The following is a 1,651-nucleotide window of genomic DNA, read 5'->3' as shown; positions in this document are numbered from 1 at the left end:
AGCACACACCCAGGCGGAGAGAAACGAGAGGATATATTCGAGACGATCAAGGAAGCGGAGGATGCTTTGAATACCTTGAAAATGTCTCTGCCTGATGGAACAAAATTGACGATTGAACCTGCGGTATAGAGACAAATGATTGATTTTGAAACGGCTATGAGACAAGTGAGAGCAACCCTTTGCTTTGAGGGCTTAGTGCTGACTGAAGAAGAGGAAAAGCTTTTAGAAAGGCGGTTTCATGGAGAAATCACAGAAGAAGAATACATCCGAAAAGCGCTGGAGCTGTCTTATCTCTAAATGGGAAAGCGGGCGATTTTGGCGTGAGTCAACGGTAACCGGACCGTAGGGAGGATTAAGGAGTTGACTCATTCAGCGCCACCCGAACCCTTTCAGCACTCAAACAAACCCGTTTGTTTGACGCCAACCGGCGAGGGAGCCCCCCGAAGAATCGGGGGGTTGGGGGGATTGAAATATTGGCATCCAACGGCCGTCCGTTGGTGGGTTTGGGCAAAGCCCAATGAAGTCACTTTAATTCTTTGTGTAACTCGTTGTTTTGATCGAGCAAAATGATTCCTTTGAGGCTTCGTTCCGGATAATGCCGCGGTAAGTTGAGCTGCGGATCAGAGAGCAGTTCTTTCATTTTCTTTTTTGCTTCAGAGAGTGTTTCGATTTTCAATTTTGGTTCCTCCGGGTTTTTTATTAATACTAACATGAGGGATGAAATGAGAAATACCTCTGAGAATGCCCAGATTTGTTTCTGAGGGCTTTTAATTAAAAAAACGACCTTATGGAAGGGGATGTCCTTAAAATCGAATATAAGGGCATTTAAAGCATTTTAAAATAAAAAAGCAGACTTCTGAGAGTCTGCTTTTTTATTTTTAGCCCAGTGCACCATTTTCAGCAACTTGAAAATCCTTTGATATGCCTAAATATCCGTTTTCCTTGGTCCCGAAATGGTTGCTTGATACAAGAAGCAGTCCAAGGATGGCAGCGGTAATTAAGACAGTACGTCTTTTCATAATAACGCCTCCGATAGTGTGGGATTTAAACACTTTTAGATGAATTTGATTCATTGTACCAATCCCGATGTTCTGGGTTAGAACGGTCTAAAAGGATAACCCCGTCTTTATTTGATTTTAATTTGTCAGCTGAAGTCCAGACTTTTTGACGGTCTATTTTCAGCTGCGGGAACGCTTTTTCAAGAGTTTGCATGTTAGATGGCTACTGGTTGTTCTTGAATGGAGACTCCACCTTCAGCAATTTTGCTACTGCTCGTTAAGGCGGGAGAAGCCAGCAGTAATGCTGAAACAGTTAGCAGACTGAACAAAATCGTTTTTTTCTTCACAATAACACCCCCGTGTTAAATGGTTACTGCCCCTTCGGCAATTTTAATGGGGTTACTCAAAGAGGTTGTATTGTTTACTAAAGGAGTGGCCAGCAATAATGCTGAAACAGTTAGCAGACTGAACAGAGCGGTTTTTTTCATAGTAACGCCTCCGATATTTTGAGAATTTTGTTTTTGACAAAATGCCCGTGTTTAAAATAATATGCGGCTTTTTCAAAGTCATCCTTACTCTCATAGTATACAGCAATTTCCATTGAGAGATCGGCTGTTTCTGTCCAAAGCTCCATTTTTTCGAGGATATCGATA

The 1,651-nt window shown here is 42.2% G+C and carries 6 protein-coding genes; 1 reads left to right on the top strand and 5 read right to left on the bottom strand.

What is annotated here, in order from left to right; all coding sequences use genetic code 11:
- The first annotated feature begins 135 nt into the window (after positions 1-135).
- On the top strand, positions 136-297 hold the full coding sequence (locus tag ACFVQC_RS30180; RefSeq protein WP_377900193.1) for a hypothetical protein: 162 nt from the start codon (positions 136-138) through the stop codon (positions 295-297).
- Positions 298-523: 226 nt separating this feature from the next.
- Here ACFVQC_RS30180 and ACFVQC_RS30175 read toward each other — a convergent pair whose 3' ends face one another.
- The 5 genes from ACFVQC_RS30175 to ACFVQC_RS30155 all read right to left on the bottom strand — a co-directional run bounded on the left by ACFVQC_RS30175 (position 524) and on the right by ACFVQC_RS30155 (position 1,486).
- Positions 524-676, bottom strand: a complete 153-nt coding sequence (locus ACFVQC_RS30175; protein WP_270354913.1) for a hypothetical protein — start codon at positions 674-676, stop codon at positions 524-526.
- Between the two features lie 202 nt (positions 677-878).
- Complete coding sequence (locus ACFVQC_RS30170; protein ID WP_270354912.1) at positions 879-1,019, bottom strand: hypothetical protein; 141 nt, start codon at positions 1,017-1,019, stop codon at positions 879-881.
- Positions 1,020-1,044: 25 nt separating this feature from the next.
- The gene (locus ACFVQC_RS30165; protein ID WP_270354911.1) at positions 1,045-1,212 is read right to left on the bottom strand and encodes a hypothetical protein; all 168 of its coding nucleotides are present in this window, start codon (positions 1,210-1,212) and stop codon (positions 1,045-1,047) included.
- A gap of 1 nt (position 1,213) precedes the next feature.
- Positions 1,214-1,345 carry a hypothetical protein gene (locus ACFVQC_RS30160; protein WP_270354910.1) on the bottom strand — a complete coding sequence of 44 codons (132 nt, stop codon included), beginning with the start codon at positions 1,343-1,345 and terminating at the stop codon, positions 1,214-1,216.
- Positions 1,346-1,360: 15 nt separating this feature from the next.
- Positions 1,361-1,486, bottom strand: a complete 126-nt coding sequence (locus ACFVQC_RS30155; protein WP_269775328.1) for a hypothetical protein — start codon at positions 1,484-1,486, stop codon at positions 1,361-1,363.
- Positions 1,487-1,651: the final 165 nt, after the last annotated feature.

This window comes from Bacillus sp. NPDC057893, assembly GCF_042796455.1.
GTDB lineage: Bacteria > Bacillota > Bacilli > Bacillales > Bacillaceae_G > Bacillus_A.
The sequence above is the reverse complement of the archived record's forward strand: the minus strand, read 5'-3'. Positions and strand labels throughout refer to the sequence as shown.

Excerpts from the sequence above, each read along its gene's own strand:
- ACFVQC_RS30180 (WP_377900193.1), top strand. The coding sequence starts at position 136 with ATGATTGATTTTGAAACGGCTATGAGACAAGTGAGAGCAACCCTTTGC.
- ACFVQC_RS30170 (WP_270354912.1), bottom strand. The coding sequence starts at position 1,019 with ATGAAAAGACGTACTGTCTTAATTACCGCTGCCATCCTTGGACTGCTT.
- ACFVQC_RS30165 (WP_270354911.1), bottom strand. The coding sequence starts at position 1,212 with ATGCAAACTCTTGAAAAAGCGTTCCCGCAGCTGAAAATAGACCGTCAA.
- ACFVQC_RS30155 (WP_269775328.1), bottom strand. The coding sequence starts at position 1,486 with ATGAAAAAAACCGCTCTGTTCAGTCTGCTAACTGTTTCAGCATTATTG.